Source organism: Myroides sp. DW712 (assembly GCF_046557355.1).
In the GTDB taxonomy this organism is placed as follows: Bacteria; Bacteroidota; Bacteroidia; order Flavobacteriales; family Flavobacteriaceae; genus Flavobacterium.
This window is the reverse complement of sequence record NZ_JBKFDO010000003.1, coordinates 175811-197778: the sequence shown is the minus strand read 5'-3', so window position 1 is coordinate 197778 and position 21968 is coordinate 175811. Positions and strand designations below refer to the sequence as shown.

General features: G+C 38.2%; 17 protein-coding genes. 4 read left to right on the top strand and 13 right to left on the bottom strand.

The window, feature by feature from the left end; all coding sequences use genetic code 11:
- Nucleotides 1-65: 65 nt before the first annotated feature.
- The 12 genes from ruvA to ACLJX0_RS03805 all read right to left on the bottom strand — a co-directional run bounded on the left by ruvA (nucleotide 66) and on the right by ACLJX0_RS03805 (nucleotide 16373).
- A complete protein-coding gene (gene ruvA, locus ACLJX0_RS03860) occupies nucleotides 66-647 on the bottom strand; it encodes a Holliday junction branch migration protein RuvA (RefSeq protein WP_410878612.1) in 582 nt (193 codons plus the stop codon).
- Between the two features lie 92 nt (nucleotides 648-739).
- Nucleotides 740-3019, bottom strand: a complete 2280-nt coding sequence (locus ACLJX0_RS03855) for an NADP-dependent malic enzyme (RefSeq protein ID WP_410878610.1) — start codon at nucleotides 3017-3019, stop codon at nucleotides 740-742.
- A gap of 63 nt (nucleotides 3020-3082) precedes the next feature.
- Complete coding sequence (gene queG, locus ACLJX0_RS03850) at nucleotides 3083-4006, bottom strand: tRNA epoxyqueuosine(34) reductase QueG (RefSeq protein WP_410878608.1); 924 nt, start codon at nucleotides 4004-4006, stop codon at nucleotides 3083-3085.
- A gap of 6 nt (nucleotides 4007-4012) precedes the next feature.
- Complete coding sequence (gene ruvB / locus ACLJX0_RS03845; RefSeq protein ID WP_410878606.1) at nucleotides 4013-5035, bottom strand: Holliday junction branch migration DNA helicase RuvB; 1023 nt, start codon at nucleotides 5033-5035, stop codon at nucleotides 4013-4015.
- Between the two features lie 85 nt (nucleotides 5036-5120).
- Complete coding sequence (locus tag ACLJX0_RS03840; RefSeq protein ID WP_410878604.1) at nucleotides 5121-6917, bottom strand: cbb3-type cytochrome c oxidase subunit I; 1797 nt, start codon at nucleotides 6915-6917, stop codon at nucleotides 5121-5123.
- A gap of 27 nt (nucleotides 6918-6944) precedes the next feature.
- Nucleotides 6945-8117: a cytochrome c oxidase subunit II gene (locus ACLJX0_RS03835; protein WP_410878602.1), complete on the bottom strand. Its 1173-nt coding sequence runs from the start codon at nucleotides 8115-8117 to the stop codon at nucleotides 6945-6947.
- A 17-nt stretch (nucleotides 8118-8134) separates the two neighbouring features.
- Nucleotides 8135-9439 carry a quinol:cytochrome C oxidoreductase gene (locus tag ACLJX0_RS03830; RefSeq protein WP_410878600.1) on the bottom strand — a complete coding sequence of 435 codons (1305 nt, stop codon included), beginning with the start codon at nucleotides 9437-9439 and terminating at the stop codon, nucleotides 8135-8137.
- A gap of 31 nt (nucleotides 9440-9470) precedes the next feature.
- Nucleotides 9471-10019 carry a c-type cytochrome gene (locus ACLJX0_RS03825; protein WP_410878598.1) on the bottom strand — a complete coding sequence of 183 codons (549 nt, stop codon included), beginning with the start codon at nucleotides 10017-10019 and terminating at the stop codon, nucleotides 9471-9473.
- A gap of 7 nt (nucleotides 10020-10026) precedes the next feature.
- Nucleotides 10027-10548, bottom strand: a complete 522-nt coding sequence (locus ACLJX0_RS03820) for a DUF3341 domain-containing protein (RefSeq protein ID WP_158961518.1) — start codon at nucleotides 10546-10548, stop codon at nucleotides 10027-10029.
- Nucleotides 10549-10554: 6 nt separating this feature from the next.
- Nucleotides 10555-11964 carry an NrfD/PsrC family molybdoenzyme membrane anchor subunit gene (nrfD, locus tag ACLJX0_RS03815; protein ID WP_410878596.1) on the bottom strand — a complete coding sequence of 470 codons (1410 nt, stop codon included), beginning with the start codon at nucleotides 11962-11964 and terminating at the stop codon, nucleotides 10555-10557.
- A gap of 40 nt (nucleotides 11965-12004) precedes the next feature.
- A complete protein-coding gene (locus tag ACLJX0_RS03810; protein ID WP_410878594.1) occupies nucleotides 12005-15055 on the bottom strand; it encodes a TAT-variant-translocated molybdopterin oxidoreductase in 3051 nt (1016 codons plus the stop codon).
- 37 nt (nucleotides 15056-15092) lie between these two features.
- Nucleotides 15093-16373, bottom strand: a complete 1281-nt coding sequence (locus ACLJX0_RS03805; RefSeq protein WP_410878592.1) for a c-type cytochrome — start codon at nucleotides 16371-16373, stop codon at nucleotides 15093-15095.
- 220 nt (nucleotides 16374-16593) lie between these two features.
- Here ACLJX0_RS03805 and ACLJX0_RS03800 point away from each other — a divergent pair, with 220 nt between their 5' ends.
- Nucleotides 16594-16974, top strand: coding sequence for an SPOR domain-containing protein (locus tag ACLJX0_RS03800; protein ID WP_410878590.1), 381 nt, complete (start codon nucleotides 16594-16596; stop codon nucleotides 16972-16974).
- Between the two features lie 63 nt (nucleotides 16975-17037).
- Here the strand turns inward: ACLJX0_RS03800 and leuS are convergent, their stop codons facing one another.
- Nucleotides 17038-19851: a leucine--tRNA ligase gene (leuS, locus tag ACLJX0_RS03795; protein WP_410878588.1), complete on the bottom strand. Its 2814-nt coding sequence runs from the start codon at nucleotides 19849-19851 to the stop codon at nucleotides 17038-17040.
- 165 nt (nucleotides 19852-20016) lie between these two features.
- Between leuS and ACLJX0_RS03790 the strand changes: the two genes are divergently transcribed.
- From ACLJX0_RS03790 to ACLJX0_RS03780, 3 genes are read left to right on the top strand one after another with little or no spacing between them, the layout of a single operon-like run.
- Entirely contained in the window at nucleotides 20017-20898 is an 882-nt protein-coding gene (locus tag ACLJX0_RS03790; protein WP_410878587.1) for a cell division protein FtsX, read from the top strand.
- A 1-nt stretch (nucleotide 20899) separates the two neighbouring features.
- Nucleotides 20900-21145, top strand: a complete 246-nt coding sequence (locus ACLJX0_RS03785; protein WP_410878585.1) for a DUF3098 domain-containing protein — start codon at nucleotides 20900-20902, stop codon at nucleotides 21143-21145.
- A gap of 12 nt (nucleotides 21146-21157) precedes the next feature.
- Nucleotides 21158-21967, top strand: a complete 810-nt coding sequence (locus tag ACLJX0_RS03780; RefSeq protein ID WP_410878583.1) for an undecaprenyl-diphosphate phosphatase — start codon at nucleotides 21158-21160, stop codon at nucleotides 21965-21967.
- Nucleotide 21968: the final 1 nt, after the last annotated feature.

Genomic DNA, 21968 nt, shown 5'->3' with positions numbered 1-21968 from the left:
CTACACCAAACAAAAAGGAAACACAACGCCAACTTCCGGTGAAAAACAAAGAAATCTCCCAAGACTTACAACTTTTTTAGTGCTTGTTTTATTATATCTTCTACAGAGGCTTCAGGATTAGCTTTTAAAATAGAATCCACTACTTTTTCTGCTGTTTTACGCACAAAACCAAGTACCTCTAAAGCAGATAACGCTTCATCGGCATTTGTATTGTTAACGGTTAGTAAAACTTCATCAATATTGTACAGCTTCAGTACTTTTTCCTGTAAGTCTAAAATAATGCGTTGCGCCGTTTTTGCGCCGATTCCCTTAATACGTTGAATGCTTTTTGCATCTGCATTAGCAATCATTTGTAACAATTCCTTAGGGATGGTTGAGGATAAAATATTTCGGGCGGTATTTCCACCTACTCCCGAGACAGAGATTAAAAGTTTGAATAACTCACGCTCCACCTTATCGATAAACCCGAATAGTGTATGTGCGTCATCTTTGATTTGAAGAAAGGTATACAACCTTAAGTTCTCACTGCTACCAATCTGAGCATAGGTATACAATGAGATATTTATTTGGTACCCCACCCCGTGACAATCAATAATCACTTCGGTAGCTGTTTTTTCAATTAATCTTCCTTGAATTTGCGCAATCATACAATTTAATTTTCATCAAAAATAGTAAATAATTTTAACTATTTACTAACATTCTGAAACGCAAACCAAGGAAGATTCTTGTTTTTATTTTTTTATTTTTTCTTGCGACTTTCTCTCACTTGAGCGTCTACCACTGCAACTGCCGTCATATTGACCATTTCATCAACGCTTGCACCCAATTGGAAGATATGAACCGCTTTTTCTAGCCCCATAATAATAGGACCAATAGAAGTTGCTTTATTCAATTCTTTCAACATTTTATAAGTAATATTCGCTGAATCTAAATTAGGAAACACCAAAGTATTTACTTTTTTATTGACTAACTTAGAAAACGGAAATTTGGATTTTAACATTTCGTTATTCAAGGCAAAGTCCATTTGAATTTCACCATCGACAATCATTTCTGGGTAATGCTCGTGTAAAATTTTCACTGCTTCTTTTACTTTGGTAGGAGAAGCATGTTCTGCCGAACCGAAATTGGTGTACGACAACATCGCAATGACAGGATCTAACCCAAACAGTTTCACTGTTTTCTCTACCATCACGGCGATTTTAGCCAGCTCTTCTGCTGTTGGATTTGGATTAATTGCTGTATCTGCGAGGAACATCGGACCTCTCTTGGTCATCATCAGATTTGCTGTTGCAATTTTATCTACCCCTTGAGCTCTAGGAATAAGCTCTAAAATTGGTTTTACTACCGTAGGATAGCTGCGAGAATATCCCGTTACCAATACATCTGCTTGTCCAGTGTTGACTAACATAGCGGCAAAATAATTGCGTTCACGCATCAATTTAGACGCTTCGTATTGTGTAATTCCCTTGCGTTGTCTTGTCTTCCAATATAAATCAGCAAATTCAGCTCTGCGCTCTTTCTCGATTTCTGCTTTTGGATCGATGATTTCAACATCTGCATGGAATTCAATTTCTTGTTTTAATTCCAAGATGGTTTCCTTGTCTCCCAATAAAATTGGAATAGCGATTCCCTCTTCATAAGCGATTTGAGCGGCTTTCAATACATCCAAGTGATCTGCTTCTGCATAGACCACGCGTTTTGCATCGATTTTAGCGCGATTGAACAACATACGTACCAATTTGTTATCTGAGCCCATGCGTTCTTCTAACTCTTGTTTGTATTTGTCCCAATCCGTAATTGGCGCTTCTGCTAACCCAGAGTCCATTGCTGCTTTTGCTACTGCAGGTGGCACAACAGCAATTAAACGCGGATCAAATGGTTTTGGAATGATATACTCGCGGCCAAAACTCAATTTTGTTTCTCCGTAAGCGATATTTACTTGCTCTGGCACCGGTTCTTTTGCTAATTTAGCCAAAGCAACTACCGCTGCCATTTTCATTTCTTCGTTGATCTTTGTCGAACGAACATCTAAGGCTCCTCTAAAAATATAAGGAAATCCCAATACATTATTCACTTGGTTTGGATAATCCGAACGACCAGTAGCCATAATCACATCCTTACGCGTTTGTACCGCTAAGTTGTAATCAATCTCTGGTTTTGGATTTGCCATGGCAAATACTATTGGATTCTCTGCCATTCCTAACAACATTTCAGGGGTAACCACATCAGCTGTCGAAAGTCCAATGAACACATCACTGCCTTTCATCGCGTCCAGAAGAGAAATATCGTAATCTACTGCAAATTCCCGTTGCATATCCGAAATACGATCATCGTTTTTCTTCAATACTCCTTTACTATTGAACATCAAGATATTTTCTTGCTTCACCCCAAAGGCAACATATAAATTCGCACAAGCGATTGCTGCTGAACCCGCTCCAGAAACAACCATCTTCACGTCCTCAATTTTCTTTCCAGCTAGTTCTAAGGCATTCAACAAAGCTGCTGCAGAAATAATCGCCGTTCCGTGTTGATCATCGTGCATCACAGGAATATTCAATTCCTCTTTTAATCTGCGCTCGATTTCAAATGATTCTGGGGCTTTGATGTCTTCTAAGTTGATTCCTCCAAAAGTGGGTGCAATGTTTTTTACCGTTTCGATGAAGGCATCAATATCTGTAGTATCCACCTCAATATCAAATACGTCAATATCAGCAAAAATCTTAAATAAAAGACCTTTTCCTTCCATGACAGGTTTTGATGCCTCGGGGCCAATATTTCCTAAGCCTAAAACAGCAGTACCATTCGATATAACAGCTACTAAGTTTCCTTTTGCTGTATACTTATACACATTATTTACATCTTTGGCAATTTCTAAACATGGCTCTGCTACACCAGGTGAGTAGGCCAATGCTAAATCTCTTTGAGAAGAGTATTTTTTTGTAGGTACGACTTGAATTTTTCCAGGTGTTGGTTTTGCGTGATATAACAACGCTTCCCTACGTAAGCTTTCTTTATTCATAAAAATACGTTTAACCGAATAAACAAAGTTACCTTTTTTTAAAGATAATTTATTGTTAGAATTTTATTCCTTCAAAAATTTAATATTCCGCACTAATCCTGTATACTTTGTTCTTTTTACTGCGGATTTTTTAAAGATATCATTAAAAACCTCATTAGTAAGTTCTTTCCACTCCTTGTCCGAATAGTTCATTAACGCCTCATTAGGAGTAAATCGAGGTTCGTTATGAGGCTTAGAAAAGCGATTCCACGGACAAACGTCCTGACAAACGTCACAACCGTACATCCAATTGTCAAATTGGCCTGCAAATTCCTTAGGGATATCGTCTTTTAATTCAATGGTAAAATACGAAATACACTTCGATCCATTGACAATATAAGCACTTTCAATCGCACCTGTTGGACAAGCATCGATGCATCGCGTACACTTTCCACAATGGTCTGTGGTAGCTCCATCGGATTCCAGCTCTAAGTCAATGATTAGTTCAGCAATAAAGAAAAAGGAACCGACTTGTTTAGAGATGAGATTGCTATTTTTTCCGATCCACCCCAAGCCACTTTTAGCTGCCCAGGCTTTGTCCAAAACGGGAGCTGAATCAACAAAAGCACGGCCATCAACTGCTCCAATATTTTCATGTATAAAATAAAGTAACTCTTTTAATTTATCTTTGACTACATAGTGGTAGTCTTCACCATAGGCGTATTTTGAGATTTTAAATGTTCCTTCAGGCTGTTTTTCTTCGGGATAATAATTAAACAACAAGGACACCACACTCTTTGCACCTTCTACCAATAGCGTGGGATTTAAGCGCTTATCAAAGTGATTTTCCATATACTGCATGCTGCCATGCATATTGGCGTTCAACCATTGTTCTAATCGCGGGGCTTCTGTTTCTAAGAAACCCGCTTCAGAAATACCACAGGACAGGAATCCCAAACGCTTGGCTTCGGCTTTTATCAGCGCGGCATAGTGGGATTTTTTATCCATACGTTGTTACAAATCAAATAGTCCTCCTACGGATTTAGTACGTCCAAGGTGTTTAAAAGCTAATTCTGTTGCTTCACGTCCACGAGGGGTTCGAATGATAAATCCTTCTTGAATTAGGTAAGGTTCATACACTTCTTCTAAGGTTTCTGCATTTTCAGATACTGCTGTAGCCAGCGTTGATAAGCCCACGGGACCGCCTTTGAATTTATCAATAATGGTGGAGAGGATTTTGTTGTCCATCTCATCCAATCCACGGGCATCCACATGGAGTGCATTTAAGGCGTATTTAGAGATTTCTACATCAATACTACCATTGCCCTTAATTTGTGCAAAATCACGCACTCTACGCAGTAATGCGTTGGCGATACGCGGTGTTCCACGACTGCGTCCTGCAATCTCGATCGCCGCCTCTAAATCAATAGGCACATTGAGGATTGACGCACTGCGCTCGATAATGGTTGCTAGTAATTCTTTGGAATAGTACTGCAGGCGGCTTTGAATTCCAAAACGCGCACGCATCGGTGCCGTAAGTAAACCCGAACGCGTGGTAGCACCAACCAAAGTAAACGGGTTAAGGTGAATTTGAACCGAGCGTGCATTTGGCCCAGATTCAATCATAATATCAATCTTAAAGTCTTCCATAGCTGAGTAAAGATACTCCTCTACAATAGGGCTTAAACGGTGAATCTCGTCAATAAAGAGCACATCGCGTTCTTCCAAATTCGTCAACAATCCTGCTAAGTCACCAGGCTTATCCAATACAGGACCAGATGTAATTTTGATTCCTACATTTAATTCATTCGCCAAAATATTCGCTAAGGTAGTTTTACCCAATCCTGGAGGTCCATGAAATAAAGCGTGATCCAAAGCTTCACCACGCTGGTTTGCTGCGGCCACAAATATTTTTAAGTTTTCCAAAACACCATCCTGCCCTGCAAAATCATCAAAGGATAGCGGTCTCAATTTTTTTTCAACGTCAAATTCCTCTTGGTTGAAATGCTTGGTCGTAGGATCTAAATGCTCGTTCATGAAACAAAGATAAATGAAAAAAAGGGATACAAAAAAACGCCATTCAAAAATGAATGGCGTTTTTGTATCTAAACTAAAATTAATTCTAGTGGTGTAATTGCTCCTCACCTTCAACATAAGGCATGGTTTGAGGCGCATAATCTTCTGGTAATCCAGGTTTACTGTAGTCATAAGGCCATCTGTAAACAACTGGTAACTCACCAGGCCAGTTTCCGTGGATGTGTTCTACTGGAGTAGTCCACTCTAAACTGTTTGATCTCCAAGGGTTTTGAGGCGCTTTCTTACCGTAGAAAATACTAACGAAGAAGTTCCATAAGAACACCAATTGGAAAGCCGATCCTACTAAAGCAAACACAGTAATTAAAACGTTCACATCATAGAACTCGTCAAATAATGGGAAAGCTGTGTTTGAGTAGTAACGACGAGGTAAACCTGCTAATCCGATGAAGTGCATTGGGAAGAATACTCCATACGCACACACTGCAGTTACCCAGAAATGAATATAACCTAAGTTTTTATTCATCATTCTACCGAACATTTTAGGGAACCAGTGGTAAATACCAGCGAACATTCCGTAAAGCGCAGAGATACCCATTACTAAGTGGAAGTGAGCAATAACGAAATACGTATCGTGAACGTTGATATCTAGTGTTGAATCTCCTAAGATAATTCCAGTTAAACCTCCTGTGATGAATGTCGAAACGAATCCAATACAGAATAACATGGCAGGGTTCATTTGAATATTACCACTCCAAATTGTCGTGATATAGTTGAACGCTTTTACTGCCGATGGAATTGCAATCAATAACGTGGTAAAGGTAAACACAGATCCCAAGAACGGGTTCATACCCGAAACGAACATGTGGTGTCCCCAAACGATTGTTGATAAAAATGCAATACCTAAGATTGAAGCAATCATCGCACGGTATCCGAAGATAGGTTTACGCGCAGAAGTTGCGATAATTTCAGAAGTAATACCCATTGCAGGTAAGATTACGATATATACCTCAGGGTGTCCTAAGAACCAGAATAAGTGTTCGTATAATACTGGTGAACCTCCTTGGTAGTGTAAAACTTCCCCAGCTAAATAAATATCTGACAAGAAGAATGAAGTACCGAAACTTCTATCGAAAATCAATAATAAGGCAGCTGATAAAAGAACTGGGAACGATACAATACCGATGATAGCTGTAACGAATAACGCCCAAACCGTCAATGGCATTCTAGTCATTGTCATTCCTTTCGTTCTCAAGTTTACTACAGTTGCAACGTAGTTTAATGAACCCATTGTTGACGAAACGATGAAAATAGCCATCGCAATTAACCAAAGTGTCATTCCCATACCTGATCCAGGGATTGCTTGTGGTAGTGCACTCAACGGAGGATAAATTGTCCATCCAGAAGAAGCAGGTCCACCTTCTACGAATAATGAAAGAACCATTAATACAGCAGAAACAAAGAAGAACCAGTATGATAACATGTTCATAAATCCTGAAGCCATATCACGGGCTCCAATTTGCAACGGAATAAGTAAGTTTGAGAATGTACCACTTAAACCTGCTGTCAATACGAAAAATACCATGATTGTTCCGTGCATCGTTACCAAAGCAAGGTAGATATCATTTCGCATTACTCCATCAGGAGCCATTTTATCTCCTAGTAACCATTTGAATACTTGAAAAGATTCTTCTGGCCACGCGATTTGCATTCTAAATAAAAGGGACATTACAATCCCAATGATTCCCATAATAATACCTGTAATCAAGTATTGTTTAGCAATCATCTTGTGATCTAAACTAAATACGTATTTAGTAAAGAAATTTCCTTTATCGTGATGATCGTGATCGTGATCATTAATTATTTCGTGTCCTATTGCTGACATAGTATAAGTTTTAATTAAATGCGTGAATTATTGTACTACTTGAGCGATAGCTTCCGTTTCTACTGCTTCAGAAACAGCTTCTGTCTCTTCTGCTGGCGTAGTTACTTCTTCCTCTTTAGCACCATTTTCAGCAGCTACTTGTTCTGCTAAAGTTGGTAACTCTTTTAACCAAGCCTTGAATTCTTCCTCTTTAGAAACTACAACTTTAATTTGCATATTGTAGTGAGAAGCTCCACAAATTTTGTTACATAATAATAAGTAATCAAAAGTATAAGGATCTAAAGCTTCGTGACCTTCCGCGATTAACTTTTGGCTTCTTTCCGCTCTAATATTATTAATATTATTCACTTTGCTAACAATTCCTTCACGTGTTCTCATATCTTCAGTTGTTACGCTAGGAACAAAAGCGAATTGAGTAACCATACCTGGCACACAGTTCATTTGCGCTCTAAAGTGAGGCAAATAAGCCGAGTGTAAAACGTCTTGTGATCTAAATTTTAAAACAACTTTCTTTCCAACTGGTAAGTGAAGTTCTTTTGCCATTTTATCATCTTGTGCGTTAGGGTCAGCCATATCTACACCTACTACGTTTACGCCTTTAATAAAACGCACGTTTGCTTTTCCTAATGTATTGTCTTCACCAGAATAACGTACATCCCATCCGAATTGTTTTGCGTACACTTCGATATTGATTACTTCTTCTTCTTCGTCTACAAACATAATATCATTCCAAGCGAATAATCCATAAAGGATTAAACCAGTTAAGGTAATAGTTGGAATGATCGTCCAAGCTGCCTCTAACTTATCATTATCAGAAAAATATCTTGCCTTTCTCCCTTTTACTCCACGTCCTTTAAATGCAAAGTAGTGTAATAAAAACTGTGTTACAATTTGAACGAAGAAAATCAATCCCATTGAAATCCACATCAAATTATCCACTGTATTTCCGTGTTCAGAAGCTGAATCACTCATTAAAGGGAAGCTTCCATATTCTACCAAACAAAAGATGGTAAAAACATAGATGAAAGCTAAGAATGCGAAAGTAATATAACCGTGTATGTTGTTATCTTTTGCATTTGCTACTTGAGATGAATAGTCATCCGGACCTGATCCTACTTGCGTTAGATCAAATATCTTTGTCAATTGCCAAATTGCAATTCCCAATAATACAACTATCGCTACTATTAATAAACTAGTCATTGGTTTATTTTTAATTATTAATAATGAAAATGTTTACTCTCTTCAATTAGCGGGTTGTTCTTAGCTAATAATGGAGCTTTAGAAATTGCTGTAAATCCAACATAGATAAACAATCCGATGAAGAACATTAACGCTGCAATTTCAGGAACCCCGATAAACCAAGATCCACCAACTGTACCCGGACTGATCATAATAAAGAAGTCTAAATAGTGACCTACGATAATACAAGTACCAGCCATAACCACAATCCAAGATAGACGTTTGAAATCTGTGTTGATTAACAATAATAATGGCAACACAAAGTTCAATACTAACATACCAAAGAATGGCAAGTTATACTCTTGAATTCTGAAGATGAAGTACGTTACCTCCTCTGGAATGTTCGAGTACCACTGTAACATGAACTGAGAGAACCAAAGATAAGTCCAGAAAATACTTAAACCAAACATAAATTTAGCTAAATCGTGAATATGACTTGTATTCACAAATTCTAGATATCCTTTTCCTTTCAAGTATAAGGTTGTAAATGCGATTGTCGTAATACCAGTTACAAAGAAACTAGCGAATACATACCATCCGAATAAAGTACTGTACCAGTGCGTATCGATGGACATGATCCAGTCCCAAGAAGCCATTGATTCCGTAACGATAAAGAAAGCTAAGAAACCAGCAGACGCTTTGAACATTTTCTTATGAAAAGTTAAATCACCCGTTTCATCCAATTTCAACGATTGCTTTCTCATATAAACTCTATATAAGTTCCATCCTCCTAAGAAGATAAGCGCTCTAATAAAGAAGAAAGGGATATTTAAATATCCTGTTTTACCAGCGATTAATGCGTCGTGTTCTACGATAGCAGGATCCATCCAAATAAATAGGTGGTTTCCTCCAGCCGCACTCGCTACTAATAAAAGGAAGAATATAATAGACCCTGGCAACAAATAAGCTGTCAATCCTTCCATAACGCGGAAAAGAACTGGCGACCATCCTGCAGCAGCTGCGTAATTGATTCCGTAAAAAGCTAAAATCCCAAGAGAAACAAGCATTACAAAAATACAAGCAACATATACAGCTGTCCAAGGTTTGTTTTGCATCTGTGTTAGCACATGCTCTAAATGTTTTTGATGAGCGTCGTGATCAGCGCCAGAAACTTCACTGTGGTCGGCGTGATGTCCACCATCATGGTGTGCTTGCTCATTTAAAATCTGCTCTACATCAGCAGTTGTCTTTGGTGCACTGAAAAACCCATACGCAATCCCTACTAATCCTAGAACCATCAGGACTAACGCAAAGGTTTTCAAATTTTTTGATAATGTGTACATATCTAAACTTTCAACTAAGTTTTACAATTTATTATTCTGATTTCAATTTAAGCACATAATCAGTAACTAACCAACGCTCATGTTGCGTCAATTGGTTCTTATGCGCACCCATTGAATTCAAACCATAAGTAATAACGTGGTAAATTCCTCCTTCGGTTAGCTCTCTATCATGATAGTTAGGAACCCCTAAGAATTTTTCTCTTTTTACCAAATTACCTTTTCCATCTCCTTTTGCACCGTGACAAACTGAGCAGTAAATTGCATACAACGCTTTACCTTTCTCTAAATCTTTCTCTTCTGCAGTTAGGGGTGATTTTAAATGTAATCTCGCTTCTGCTAAACCTTCTGGAGTATCAGCATACTCTTCTGGTTGAAATCCACGAGGCACAGATCCTTCTGCAGGAAGTTGTCCTTCCTTACCATTTTTAAAAACAGTTGTCGGCACTTCAGAGTATGTTTCATATGCTACAGATTCGTACATATTTGGCATAAACTGATAGTTAGGACGCTCTTTGTTAAAACAAGACGTAGTCAAAACAGCTACACCCGCTAAAGTTACTATTTTATATATCGATTTCATGCTACTATTACTTTTCAATTACTTTAACTTCAACTGCTCCTGTTCCTTTGAAGAATTCAATTGCAGTATCTTCGTCTCCTTTTAAAGCAACCTCCATTAAGAAATGGTCATCAGTTGTTCTTACATCTGGGTTTTCAGCTGTTTTAAATGGCCATAATTTACTTCTAAAGAAGAAAGTTAACACCATTAAGTGGGCAGAAAACAACACCGTCATCTCAAACATAATAGGCACGAATGCAGGCATATTTTGAATAAAACTAAAGCTTGGTTTACCTCCAATGTCTTGTGGCCAATCGACAATCATGATGAAGTACATCATACTTGTTCCAAATGCTAAACCTACTAAACCGTATAAGAATGCACAAATAGCTAATCTAGTTGGTTTTAATCCCATCGCCTTATCTAGTCCGTGAACAGGGAAAGGCGTGTATATCTCTTCAATGTGATGGTGAGCAGATCTTGTTTCTTTAACTGCATCTAACAACACATCATCATCATTGTATATTGCGTGAATAAACTTATTACTCATAACGAATTAGTGATTTAATGATTGATGACCTTCTTTACTATCTCTTTCTTTTTTGTAGTATTCACCTGACGATTTCAAGATTGTTTTCACCTCTGCTTGCGCAATTACAGGGAAACTTCTTGAGTATAACAAGAATAATACGAAGAAGAAACCGATTGTTCCAATATAAATACCAGCATCAACAAACGTTGGTTGGAACATTGTCCAAGATGATGGTAAGTAATCTCTGTGTAACGATGTAACGATAATTACGAAACGCTCGAACCACATACCTATGTTTACTATAATTGAAATAATAAACGAAGCCATAATGTTTGTTCTAATTTTCTTCACCCACATAACTTGTGGAGAAATTACGTTACATGTCATCATCAACCAGTAAGACCACCAGTATGGACCTGAAGCACGGTTCAAGAAAGCGTATTGTTCATACTCTACTCCTGAATACCAAGCTACCCATAACTCTGTAATATAGGCTACCCCAACCACAGAACCTGTAATCATTACGATGATGTTCATCAACTCAATATGTTGAACCGTAATATAGTCTTCCAAGTTGGATACTTTTCTCATGATGATCAACAACGTATTTACCATGGCGAATCCTGAGAAAATCGCACCCGCAACGAAGTACGGCGGTAAGATAGTTGTATGCCATCCTGGAATCACTGACGTAGCAAAGTCAAAAGATACAATCGTGTGTACCGAAAGTACAAGCGGAGTAGCTAAACCAGCTAACACTAAGTGTACTTCTTCAAAACGTTGCCAATCTTTTGCCCTTCCAGACCAACCGAAAGATAAAATTGAATATACTCTTTTTGTAAATGGGGTGATAGCTCTATCACGTAACATAGCGAAATCAGGTAGTAAACCAGTCCACCAGAAAACTAATGATACTGATAAATACGTAGAAATCGCGAATACGTCCCATAATAACGGTGAGTTAAAGTTTACCCATAACGAACCGAATTGGTTCGGGATAGGTAATACCCAGTACGCTAACCATGGGCGACCCATATGTATAATAGGGAATAAACCAGCCTGAACTACTGAGAAAATTGTCATGGCCTCAGCAGAACGGTTAATCGCCATTCTCCATTTTTGTCTAAATAATAATAATACAGCAGAAATTAACGTACCGGCGTGACCGATACCAACCCACCAAACGAAATTGGTAATATCCCAAGCCCATCCAACAGTTTTATTTAATCCCCAAGTACCTATACCTGTACCTACAGTGTAAGCCATACAGCCTACTCCCCATAGGAACGCTAACAAAGCAATAGTGAAAACTCTCCACCATAATTTATTTGCTCGTCCTTCAACAGGTCTAGCCACATCCACAGTTATATCGTGGTAAGATTTCTTACCGATAACTAAAGGTTTTCTAATGGGTGCTTCGTAATGTGACGACATAATCCTTTATATGTTTCTTTAATTAATAATTCTTTTTAAACTAGATATTTCTAACCTTAACATGATAGAATACATTTGGTTTTGTACCAATGTGCTCTAATAAGTGGTAAGTTCTATCTGATTCAGCTAATTTAGTAATTTCTGATTCTTTCTCATTAACATCACCAAATACCATAGCTCCACTTGAACAAGCAGCTGAACATGCAGTTTCGAATTCGTTTGGACGAACCGCTCTACCTTCATTCTTCGCTTTCAAAATTGTTGCTTGTGTCATTTGGATACACAATGAACATTTTTCCATTACCCCTCTTGAACGAACCACAACGTCTGGGTTTAATACCATACGTCCTAAATCGTCATTCATGTGGAAATCGAACTCATCATTTTGAGCATATAAGAACCAGTTGAAACGTCTAACCTTGTACGGACAGTTGTTTGCACAATATCTAGTTCCAACACAACGGTTATAAGCCATGTGGTTTTGACCTTGGCGTCCGTGTGATGTTGCCGCTACTGGACATACAGTCTCACAAGGAGCGTGATTACAGTGCTGACACATTACAGGTTGGAATACAACTTGCGGATTATCTGCAGGGTGCTCTAATTCCATATAAGCAGAACGAGCTTCTGAGAATCCTTTTGCTGTAACTTTTTTATCCACATCTGCAGCAAATGTATCTTCTGATGAATAGTATCTATCAATACGCAACCAATGCATATCTCTACTTCTTCTTACCTCAGACTTACCAACAACTGGCACGTTGTTTTCTGCATGACATGCGATAACACAAGCTCCACATCCTGTACAAGCGTTTAAGTCAATTGATAAATTAAAGTGGTGACCAACAGAACGGTCGAAAGATTCCCAAATATCAACAGAAGCTGCTCTTACTTCTTGGTGATCGTAAGAAACCATCGGGAAGATATTCCACTCCTCTGCATTTTGAGTATTGAAAATTTCTAAGGTTGTATCTTTCACGATATCCCCTCTACTCATCAACGTGTTTTGTAACTGAACACAAGCAAACTCATGGTTTCCTGATGCTTTTGCTACCGTAACATTTTGAACATTTTCGAAGTTGTGGTACAACGCGTAAGCATTCACCCCTACTTGCATATCTTCTTTTAAGCTAGCTTTTCTTCCGTAACCGAAAGCTAAACCAACAGTTCCAGCCGCTTGACCTGGTTGAATTAATGCAGGTACATTTTCCAAGGTAACTCCGTTAGCCGTAAGCGTAACATAGCTTCCGTCTAATCCACCGTTCGCTACATGGAAGTTCTCAATACCTAATGCCTCTGCATCTACACGAGAAATAGTTAAGTAGTTATCCCAAGATACACGTGTGATTGGATCTGGGAACTCTTGTAACCAAGGGTTATTGGCTTGTTGTCCGTCTCCCATTCCTGTTTTAGTATACAACACCAACTCAAGACCTTCTCCTTTTTTCGCTTTGCTTAAAGCAGATACTGCAGAAGAGAAGTCAGCAGAAGCTGCTACTTTTGCATTTTCACCTGATACAGCAAAACCATCGTGAACCAATTGATTCCAAGTTAACCCAGCTACATGAGACGCGCTTGTTGCTTTGATATAGTCATAATACGCTGTATTATTCCCATTCCATAACAATAAAGCCTCTTGGAACTGTCTTGTATCAAATAAAGGACGGATTGTAGGTTGTGTAACTGAATAGTGACCTTTTTTGATCATCACATCGCCCCAAGCTTCTAAGTAGTGTGGAGCTGCAGCTGCGATAGTTGTCTCTAATGCAGTTTCGTCTTCTTTCATTGAGAAGCTTACTGAAGTTGTTACTTTCTTCAATCCTTCCACGAAAGCAGCACTATTTGCTAAAGTATATACCGGGTTGATTCCAGACATAATTAACGTGTGAACTTTTCCTGCGTTCATCTCTTTAATTAATTCCGTAACCTTCGCAGCATTACCTTGTCTTACGTATTTTGTTTGTTCTGGCATGAACGCCTCTGATTGTAATGCTTCGTTAATTGCAAAAACAACTAATTGTGCGTTTACATCATCTAAACCTGTAACAACAACTCCTTTAGAACCTGCTGCTTTTACTTGTTTAGCTGCTTTCATGATTGCTTCGTCGTACGCTGTGTTAGCAGAAGAAACAGATCCTCCTACGATTGCATTGTACAACTTCACTAAAGCTGCTTTTTGATCAGCCACTGATAATGGAAGACGAACGTCAGCATTTGCTCCAGAAAGACTCATATTCGCCTCAATCTGAATATGCTTCGACATCACTCCATTTTTAGGAATACGTTTTTCTGCATATGCGGAGTCATATCCTCCACCTTGCCAATCTCCCAAGAAATCCGCACCAACAGAAACGATTACACTTGCTTTACCGAAATCGTAATCTGCTAACCCGCGTTTTCCGTATGCTTGCTCATAAGCATCTGCAGCTGCAGAAGATGAAACCGCATCGTACACCACGTGCTTAGCATTTGGATATGTTTCGATGAATTCACCGATTAATTTATCAGTAGAAGGACTTGCCATTGTATTTGTCAACAACACAACACTTCCTCCTGTTGCTTTAGCATCTTGTAAACTTGCTCTAACCTTAGCATCTACATCATCCCAAGAAGCATTTTTACCTTCAATTTTTGGTGCTTTTAATCGCAAGCTATCATACATCGAAAGTACGGATGCATGCACACGTGCATTCGCACCCGAATATGCATTTGCAAGTTTGTTATTATCAATTTTGATTGGACGACCCTCACGAGTCTTAACCAAAACATTCACAAAATCAAAACCATCCGCGATTGTAGTCGCATAGTAGTCTGCAATCCCAGGGATAATTTCCTCTGGTTGAACTACGTAAGGTATTGATTTTATTACTGGTCCCTCACAAGCAGCTAACGTTGCCGCAGCTGTTGAAAAACCAACATATTTCAAAAAGTCTCGACGAGTTGTTGAAGAAGAAGACAATTTGTTTTTGTCTCCAAGAAATTCATCTGTAGGAATTTCCTCAACAAACTCATTGTTTCTTAGCGTCTCAACAATAGAACTATTATCATTCAGCTCTTCAACACTTTTCCAGTATTTTTTGTTTGATGCCATTGTATATAAATATTAGCTTCTTATTCTTAAATAATTCTTAATAGTGACATTTACCACACTCAAGTCCTCCCATTTGAGCAACTGTCAATTTCTCAACACCGTACTTGTTAGCCAATTCTTCGTGGATTTTTGCATAGTATGCATTATCCTTTAACTTAACTTCCGTTGTTCTGTGACAGTCAATACACCATCCCATTGTCAATGGAGAGTGTTGTCTCATGATTTCCATTTCTTCCACTGGCCCGTGACAAGTTTGACATTCTAAACCAGCAACGTTAACGTGTTGTGAGTGGTTGTAGTAAACGAAATCAGGTAAATTATGAATACGAACCCATTTAACAGGCTTCTCTTTACCAGTATATTTCTGAGCAGCAGGATCCCATCCAACAGCATCATATAACTTTTGAATTTCCGCAGTATAAAAATCTGGCGTGTACTTACCGTAATCAGCCCCTTCATCTCCAGTGAACTCACTGATGTTTTTATGACAGTTCATACAAACGTTTAACGATGGAATTCCAGAAGTTTTACTTGATCTTGCAGATGAGTGACAGTATTTACAATCAATACCATTATCTCCTGCGTGAATTTTGTGTGAAAAGTGAATTGGTTGCACAGGTTCATACCCTTTATCTACCCCAATCTGCATCATAAAGCCATAAGCGAAGTACGATCCAATTAGAACAAATACAATTGTAGAACAAATTACCAAGAATTGGTTTTTCACAAACGCTTTCCACATTGGAACCGTTTGACGAACTTCTTCAGTTAAACCGTTAGCCTCAACAACTTTATTCAATACTTTCTTAACAAGGAAAAGCATCGTTACTAATAATAACAACACTACTACTAATGCTCCTAACACAATCATATTAGAAACAGCATCTCCACCACCTTGTCCTTGAGCACCATCCGTACCTGTAGTAGGAGCTGGAGCTTCAGCTTTTGGTTGAGACACATACGCCAAGACATCATCAATATCTTGGTCAGATAAACCTGGGAAGTCGTTCATCACAACTTTGTTCCACTCATTGAACAGTTTTACCGCACGAGCATCTCCAGATTTAATCAAAGATGAACTACTTTTAATCCACTTGTGTAGCCACTCTACATCCCCGTCGTGACGTTCAACAACTCCACGAAGCGCAGGTCCAGTAGAAGCCCCGTCTAACTTGTGACATGCCGCACAGTTAGAATTAAACAATTCCTTACCTTTTGCTGCGTCCTGAGCAAACGAAATTGTAGAAAACGATAGCATTAAAGCTAAACAAAAGAATAAAATCTTTGAAAACGAATTATGGTTACCCACTTTTTTCATAGTTATAAATTGATTTTCAACTAAACTTGGTCTTTCTAATAGTTGCAACAATCAACTATTATTCAATACACCTTATTTACAAACTCCGACAAAAATACAATTTATGCATAACTCTTAAAACCTTTAACGACCTTAATCTTTAATTTATACGCGTTCTAAATAGAGGCTTCCCACGCAATTTTCAAGAATAATTGTAAATTTGCTTTAAATACATTTCATTATGAGAATTTTAAGAATATTTCCGGTCTTTTTTTGCTTGTTTTTTACGCATCTAGTAAGTTATGCTCAAGAACGAAACAACGCTATACAAGAGCCTTTAGCCATAAAAAAACTAGTAGAAGCCAAAAGGAATACAACAACTTCAGGTCTAAATGCTGATAAATACAATATTCAAGTTTTTTACGGAAAAAACAATGACGCTAAGTCGGCACTTAGTCGCTTCAAACGACTATATCCAGACCTTGAAGCAACACTCGTTTATTCCAACCCTTCCTACAAGGTTTTGGCTGGAAATTTCAAGACGCGTTTAGAAGCAGAACGCTTCTTACAAACCATCAAAAAAGACTTCGATAACTCCCTGCTCCTTCGTCCAGGAAAATAAAATAAAAAATCCCGTTGCACTTTCGTACAACGGGATTTTTACTGTATGTTTCAACCAAAAAAATTATCCAACAATATTTATAATTTTTCCAGGTACTACGATTAACTTTTTAGGTTCGCGTCCTTGTAATTGGGCTTGTGTTCTCTCATCAGCTAAAATTAGCTTTTCAATTTCTTCGACACTTAAATCCAAAGGCAATTCAATTTTAAAGCGCATTTTTCCGTTAAATGAAACTGGATATTCTTTTGCATCTTCTACCAAGTATTCGGCTTTAAATTCAGGGAAAGGTTGATCGGCAATGGTTTCTGTATGTCCTAACATGCTCCAAAGTTCCTCGGCAATATGAGGTGCATAAGGCGCTACCAAAATAGCCAATGGTTCTAAAATTGCACGGTGGTGACATTTTTGTTGCCCTAATTCATTCACACAAATCATAAACTGAGAAACAGACGTATTGAAAGAAAAAGCCTCAATATCTTCTTGTACTTTTTTAATGGTTTTATGTAAGGATTTATACATCTCTTTTGTCGGCTCCTCATTAACTACCACAACAGCTGTATCATCAGCATACAATCTCCACAATTTTTTCAAGAAACCAAATACGCCTGAAATACCAGCCGTATTCCATGGTTTTGCTTGCTCTAAAGGCCCTAAGAACATTTCGTATAAACGCAAAGTATCCGCACCATATTCTTGACAAATCTCATCTGGGTTTACTACATTATAGTACGACTTCGACATTTTCTCTACTTCATGCCCCACAATATACTTGCCATTGGCATTGCAAATAAAATCAGCCGTTGCATAATCCGGTCTCCATGCTTTGAAGCCTTCCATATCCAATTCAGATGAATTGTTCACCAACCCAACATATGCATACAACTGTTGTACTTTTTCATCCTGTATCATATCTTTTGAGACAAAGGTATTCGTTCCTTCAATTCGGTACACAAACGCCGAAGTTCCCAAAATCATCCCTTGGTTGATTAATTTAGCAAAAGGCTCCTCTGTTGGAGCAATGCCCATATCCTTTAAAAATTTATTCCAGAAACGGCTGTACAACAAGTGTCCTGTTGCGTGTTCGCTTCCTCCTATATATAAATCAACATTTTGCCAATAGTTCAATGCCTCCTCTGACGCGATAAACTCTTCGTTTGTTGGGTCCATATAACGCATCCAATACCAAGAAGATCCTGCCCATCCAGGCATCGTATTTAATTCTAATGGAAATACTGTTTTTCCGTCCATTAAATCGTTAGATACAACTTTATTGTTCACTGTATCCCACGCCCACGTATGTGCATTTCCTAAAGGCGGTTGTCCATCTTCAGTTGGCAAGTACTTTTCTACTTCTGGCAACAAAATAGGCAAATACGCCTTATCCACCATCTTCGGCAATCCATTCACATAGTATACAGGGAATGGTTCTCCCCAATAGCGTTGGCGAGAAAAAACAGCATCGCGCAAACGATAGTTAGTTTTTCCCTTTCCTTGACCCAAAGCTTCAATTGCCTCAATAGCCTTAGCCGAGGCCTCTTTGTATGCTAAACCATTTAAGAAGTCGGAGTTTTCTAAAACAAATCCTTCTTTTTCTACAAAGGCTTCTTCGCTAATATCTTGGTTGAAAATATTTTTAATAGTGATACCAAAGTGTTTTGCAAAAGCATAATCACGAGTATCCCCCGCTGGAACAGCCATTACAGCTCCTGTTCCATAGCCCGCCAATACATAGTCACCAATCCAAATTTCGATCGGCTCTTTTGTAAACGGATGTTCCGCATAAGCTCCCGTAAACACACCAGATATTTTCTTCACATCCGCCATACGATCGCGTTCACTGCGTTTCGAAGTTGCCTCGATATACGCCTCAACTGCCTCTTTTTGTTCTGGCGTAGTAATTTTGCGAACCAAATCGTGTTCTGGCGCCAAAGTCATAAAACTAACACCAAAAATGGTATCAGGACGTGTCGTAAATACCTCAATTGTATCCGTTGATTCTTTCAACTTAAAAATCACCGATGCCCCTACCGATTTACCAATCCAATTGCGTTGACTTTCCTTTAAACTTTCCGTCCAGTCAATTGTATTTAATCCTTCTAATAAACGCTCCGCATACGCTGAAATACGCATACTCCATTGTTTCATTTTTTTGCGAACTACGGGATGACCTCCACGTTCAGACAAACCGTCTTTAATTTCGTCATTCGCTAAAACCGTACCCAAGGCTGGACACCAGTTTACTTCTGTTTCTGCCAAATACGTCAAACGGTAGTTCAACAAAATTTGTTCTTTTTCATCTCCGGAAAAAGCATTCCACTGTACTGCGGTAAAAATCTCAATTCCTTCCTCACAAACCGCTTGTACGCCTGCATTCCCATCTTTTTCAAATACTGCTACTAAACTCGCGATGTTTTCTGCCTTATCCGATACCTTATTGTACCATGCATTAAACAATTGAATAAAAATCCATTGGGTATGTTTATAGTAATCCGCATTGGAGGTACGAATCTCGCGTGACCAATCAAACGAAAAACCAATTTGATCCAACTGCTCTCTATAACGTGCGATATTCACTTCAGTTGTAACGGCAGGGTGTTGCCCCGTTTGAATCGCATATTGTTCAGCAGGTAATCCAAAGCTATCGTATCCTTGAGGATGTAGTACATTAAAACCTTTGTGTCGTTTATATCGGGCAAAAATATCCGATGCGATATACCCCAGTGGATGCCCTACATGAAGTCCTGCCCCTGAAGGATAAGGAAACATATCGAGTACGTAATACTTCGGTTTATCGGTTGTATTCAAGGTTTTAAAAGTTTCATTCTCTTTCCAAAACTTTTGCCATTTTGCTTCAATTTCGCTTGGATTGTATTTCATAGTAAAAATATCATTTATTACACCTGTTCTTTCTCGATGACTTCGAAAAAAAACACCAACTTGTCGCAAAAATAAACTATATTTATAACAATTAGAAAAGTTTAATCGTTATTATCTTTTAAAAACACTTTTGTTTTTTAATTTTACAGCTTTAAAAATTGCACTATGACGTCTACGTATGAAAAATACCAAAAGCGAAAATTAATTTCGTCTTATTTTTCTGTAATACTAAGTATTTTCTTGGTTCTCTCCTTATTGGGCGCCTTGAGCTTATTTGTAATTAACTCTAAGAGAATCTCGAATAATTTCCGCGAAAATATTCCGATTAATCTTTTTTTTACTGATAAGGCTACGCAAAAAGAGTTCGATCAATTTTCAAAAAAACTAGGCACTGCACCTTATGTGAAGTCATTTAAGTTTGTTTCTAAGGAAGAAGCTGCTGAGAGTCAAAAAGAAGATTTAGGTGAGGATTTTCTCGAGTTCTTAGGGTATAATCCCTTGCAAAACTCGTATGACATTTACATTAATGGAGATTATGTAGTGACAGACAGTTTAGCAAAAATCGAAGCCGAACTACTCAAAACTCCGAATATCAACGAAATATCATACGATAAACAGCTTGTAGAGCTAGTCAATGAAAACATCAAACGCATTACCAATTGGGTGCTAATCATTGCGGGTATTCTAACGATTATTTCAATGTTGTTAATCAACAGTTCCCTACGTTTATTAATTTTTTCCAGTCGCTTTACGATTAAAACCATGCAAATGGTTGGTGCAACAAAACGCTTTATCCGCCGTCCATTCATTTGGCACAGCATGCGTTTAGGCCTTATTGGTTCAATTTTAGCGGTTATCGCTCTTGTGGCGTTGACTTTTTACCTTGACAAGAAATTCCCTGATTTAGAATTGAACCCCATGGTAAACTATATGCCTTTGGTAATTGTAGGATTGGGTATTATCTTAGCTGGAATTATCATCACAACCATCAGTACGTTTTTCGCTACACAGCGATTCTTAAACCTTAAATCAGACGAACTATACTAATATGAAAAAAGATACAAACCCTTCCTCTTTTTTGTTTACCAAGCAAAATTACATTTGGCTACTGGCAAGTTTTGCAATCATCGCCTTGAGCTTTATCCTTATGGGCGGGGCTTCTAATGATGACCCTACGCAATTTAATGAAGCAATCTATAGCTTTAGACGAATTCACCTCGCGCCAGCCGTATTTTTTATCGGTATTGGTGTAGCGGTCTATTCTATTTTTAAAAAAGATAAGAAACAATCATAACAAACTACTTCTATGGATTTAATACAAGCCATCCTTCTAGCTATAGTAGAAGGACTAACTGAATATTTACCCGTTTCATCTACGGCTCATATGATCTTTTTGAGCTCCTATTACGGGATTCAGGATAATGATTTCGTTAAACTATTCCAAACCGCCATTCAATTTGGAGCTATTTTAGCTGTAGTGGTACTTTACTGGCGTAAGTTTTTTGATTTCACTCGTATTTCATTCTATAAAAAATTAGTTTTAGCCGTACTTCCTGCCCTCGTTTTGGGGAAATTACTAGACGAAAAAATCGATGCTGTTTTAGGCGAAACCATCTATATCGCCATCATGTTAATCGTCGGAGGTTTTGTTCTTATTTTCATAGATAAATACTTTAAGAATCCGAAAACAACACGAGAAGAAGACATTACCATCAAACAAGCTGTTACTATTGGTTTTTGGCAATGTTTAGCCATGATGCCTGGAACTAGCCGTTCTGCGGCTTCTATCATTGGAGGAATGCAACAAGGGCTGTCACGTCAAGTAGCGGCAGAGTTCTCTTTCTTCCTAGCGGTTCCAACCATGGCCGCCGTAACGGTTTATTCTATTGTATTGAAAAAGTACGAATCAGGAAAAATGGGATACGAATTGCTTTTTGACAATACAGACAACTTAAAATTATTCCTTTTAGGCAACGTTTTAGCCTTTGTTGTGTCTATTGTCGCTATTAAATTTTTCATTGGAATTATCAAAAAATACGGATTTAAACCTTGGGGTTACTACCGCATCATTGCAGGGGTTATTCTATTGATTTACTTCGGATACTTAAAAAACTAAA